Genomic DNA, 2,750 nt, shown 5'->3' on the forward strand with positions numbered 1-2,750 from the left:
TTCCCATAATTGTACGCTCGCATGAGCGATTAACTACACCCCATTATACAAGTCCGGTGCTACCGGACTTGATATCACCCACCCCAAGGAGGTAGGGCGGTTTCATTCTCAAATTTTAGCGCTGCTAAAATTTGAGAATGGGAAATCATTATGTTGAGCGAACGCCCAGATTTTTGCGCTCCCTCAAAAGTCGCTAATATTTAATATCAATACTCCGGACAGTTTTGGAATAGAGACGCGAGCGACCGTCCACAAAAAAGTCAGTGGAATTTGAATCCAAAAGGCCGAAAAAAAGACCCTCTTTAAGTTAAGCTTAAAAAAACCGAGCTTAACAGACTGTCTAATGAATATTATTGAATCTATCTTACAACAAATGTCAGGGGTGAGTCAAGCACAAAAAAAGTTTATGGTGACGAAAGCTTTCCACAATTATGCTGGTTTATGGCAAAGTGAACTTCACCAATCTGGGCAGTTATAGTTCAGTGAATGAAAAAACTTATCGACGCCAATTTTTTAATTTTTTTGACTGGTGCCAATTATCTAAATATTTTCTCAAAAAATCCTTGAATCATGAACGCACAATTATTGCCGTTATTGATTGTTCTTTTTTGAGAAAAAGTGGAAAAAAAACTGAGGGAAAAGGTTATTTTTATAATGGTGTCGCGGGGAGAGCTGAACAGGGATTAGAAATTTATGTAATTTCCCTGGTCGAAGTTGAAACTCATATTTCCTATAGTTTAACCGTGCAACTTGACGAATTCGCGTCAGACCACAGAACTACCGAAAAAACACCGAGCTGTTACTCGAAAAACAAACTAAAAAAACGCTGTAAAAAACAGGTGTCTGAAACCTCAATGCCTGAGATAACAAGAGTTGATGACTATGCTAAGCATTTGAAAAACACTCGTTCTTTGTTGCCAGACTCTGTACGTTATTTGGTGGCTGATGGCTATTATTGCCGCGCTAAATTTTGGGATGCTGTACGGGAGTCAGATTTAAATTTAATTAGTAAATTAAGGGTTGATGCCAACCTAAATTACCTCTATGCCGGAGAAAAAAATAAATTCGGCGCTCCTCGTAAATACGATGGTAAAGTTGACTGCAATAATTTGAATAATCTAACTTTCATCAAAAAACTCAAGCCGGGAGTTAAGCTTTATTCATTAGTAGTAGGAAGTTGTTCCTTAAAATGTAAAATTCGTTTGGCTTGTATATCTGAGCTTCAAACTAACGGTCAAACCAAAAATGTTTTATTATTTAGCACTGATATCAATCTCCCAGCCGAGCAAATACTTGAGTATTATCAAGCTCGTTTTCAAATTGAATTCATGTTTCGTGATGCTAAACAATTTACTGGTTTGTCCGATTGTCAATCTCTGAATAGCCAACGGCTTGATTTTCATTTTAATGCCAGTCTAATCGCCTGAAATTTAGCCAAATATGACGCCTATAATCGTCACTCATCTGCCAATTTTTTCGTGTTTTCAAGGGCTTATTATAAACGCCGAGAACTCAACTGGCATCTACTTTATACATTTATTAGCAAGTTAGATTTAGACTAAAACTTGATTTTAAATCATCCTAGCATCCTCTCAGTCTTGTCTTATGGTACTCTAGCTGCTTAAAAACTGTCCGGAGTATTGTAATATGAAAATTAACCGTCTGCCTTGCCGAGCAACGGCTTAACTGATAAAATGTTGTAAATTAGAGCGACAATAAACCGCTCGAATACTGTGTTAACTGCTGATAAGTATTAGCTTGGATAAGTTATAACCCAACCATCGTTGTCCTGTTTTTACTGACAAAAAGCCTAAAACTCGGTAAAATTTGACGGCTCTCGTACTTAAAATCGATAAGTTAGTGACGGCTTTATAATTGTGTCTCGGCCAAAGATCTTCTCAAAAAATTACATCCTTTACGCAATGTAATTGATTTTAAATTAACCAATGACCCCGGATTTTTGACGCAAATGTCTCTGCCGATGCAGAGAAACTGCTAATCTAATAAGCAAGATGCTCGTAATCTTTAAGGGCGGCGAGTTCCACTTCTTTCTACTTTAACTAAGCTCCTAATATTGCCCCAATCTTCTGAGTTAAATTCATCGGAATTTATCGACTCAATATTAAATACGGATACCTTTCTTACTATCTGACGGCCGTGGCTGATATCTACTGTTTGATTCTCCGTGATACCTGGGCGCTCGTTGCTAATTTTTCAGGCAGCTTTTAACAGTTTTTTTTGATGGCTTTTGAGGGCGATAGTATAATCATTTTTTGATTGAGTTATTAGAGTAGTTGTCTGTTTTTGGCGCCGTGTAAAGCATCCAAGGTAAATACTCTACCGCTAGTTTTCTCTGTGTTTACCAGTTCTTGTACGCACTTGATTGCTGAAGTTTTTTTGCGATCAATTTTTTGTAACCCAAGTACCCAGCCACTCGTTTGACTGAATAAAGACAGCATTGACACAAAATCTTGAGAATTTTTGTCAGGGTTAACCCAGGAAATGCCTGAGACATTTACCATCTATTGATACCCAATCAGTACCTAAATTGACAGGGGTTAAGCTGCGACCCACTGATTAAATACCTCGATGAAATTTGAGGTATCCAGCAACATCATTACCCGTCTCATTGTCGAATAAGATGGCATTCGAGCGCCCGGAAATTTAAAAAAGTCAGGACTTACGCAACTGGCACAATCTGCGTCAAGCGATCGCCGAGGCAAGGTGGCCTTCTAGGAGGCACGATTGGT

1 protein-coding gene is annotated in these 2,750 nt (G+C 38.3%); it reads left to right on the forward strand.

Going from position 1 to position 2,750, the window contains the following annotated elements:
- Nucleotides 1-431 precede the first annotated feature (431 nt).
- Nucleotides 432-1,427, forward strand: a complete 996-nt coding sequence (locus QUA27_RS27135; RefSeq protein ID WP_333072144.1) for a transposase — start codon at nucleotides 432-434, stop codon at nucleotides 1,425-1,427.
- Nucleotides 1,428-2,750: the final 1,323 nt, after the last annotated feature.

The sequence above is a fragment of the Microcoleus harperi Pol14_C6 genome (genome assembly GCF_036701295.1).
In the GTDB taxonomy this organism is placed as follows: Bacteria; Cyanobacteriota; Cyanobacteriia; order Cyanobacteriales; family Microcoleaceae; genus Microcoleus.

Excerpts from the sequence above, each read along its gene's own strand:
- QUA27_RS27135 (WP_333072144.1), top strand. The coding sequence starts at position 432 with ATGCTGGTTTATGGCAAAGTGAACTTCACCAATCTGGGCAGTTATAGT.